Annotated in this window: 1 protein-coding gene; it reads right to left on the minus strand. The window is 55.5% G+C overall.

The window, feature by feature from the left end; genetic code table 11:
• Positions 1-1,009: cadherin repeat domain-containing protein (locus H5114_RS20220; protein ID WP_182723884.1), on the minus strand; the 1,009-nt coding region annotated here is incomplete at both ends.

A 1,009-nucleotide genomic window follows, 5' to 3' on the forward strand; every position in this document is an offset into this window, starting at 1 on the left:
TCAAAGTCATTGGCGACGGCGGCCACGCCCGCTGGGGTCAAGCTGATGACACCGGTCACGGGGTCAATCTCAAACCAAGCGTCGTCATTGCCGCTGACGATGCTGTAGGTCACTGGCGTGCCTTCCGGATCGATGGCATTGACGGTGCCAATCACAGTGCTGTCGCTGCTGTTTTCAAAATACGTAAAGTTGTAGCTGGTTTCGCCCACGGGTGGAGTGAACTCAGGCGTTTCATTGACATCAAGCTCAGTGAGGGTGACGTTAATGTTGGTGGTGTTGACGCCATCTGAGGCGCCGACGACTAAATTGTGCACGTTCGCCAGGGCTTCAAAGTCATTGGCGACGGCGGCCACGCCCGCTGGGGTCAAGCTGATGACACCGGTCACGGGGTCAATCTCAAACCAAGCGTCGTCATTGCCGCTGACGATGCTGTAGGTCACTGGCGTGCCTTCCGGATCGATGGCATTGACGGTGCCAATCACAGTGCTGTCGCTGCTGTTTTCAAAATACGTAAAGTTGTAGCTGGTTTCGCCCACGGGTGGAGTGAACTCAGGCGTTTCATTGACATCAAGCTCAGTGAGGGTGACGTTAATGTTGGTGGTGTTGACGCCATCTGAGGCGCCGACGACTAAATTGTGCACGTTCGCCAAGGCTTCAAAGTCATTGGCGACGGCGGCCACGCCCGCTGGGGTCAAGCTGATAACACCGGTCACGGGATCAATCTCAAACCAAGCGTCGTCATTGCCGCTGACGATACTGTAGGTCACTGGCGTGCCTTCCGGATCGGTCGCAGACACAGTACCAATCACAGTGCTGTCGCTGCTGTTTTCAAAATACGTAAAGTTGTAGCTGGTTTCGCCCACGGGTGGGGTGAACTCAGGCGCTTCATTGACATCAAGCTCAGTGAGGGTGACGTTAATGTTGGTGGTGTTGACACCATCTGAGGCGCCAACGACTAAATTGTGCACGTTCGCCAGGGCTTCAAAGTCATTGGCGACGGCGGCCACGC

The sequence above is a fragment of the Shewanella sp. SR43-8 genome, assembly GCF_014163775.1.
Classification (GTDB): Bacteria; Pseudomonadota; Gammaproteobacteria; order Enterobacterales; family Shewanellaceae; genus Shewanella; species Shewanella vesiculosa.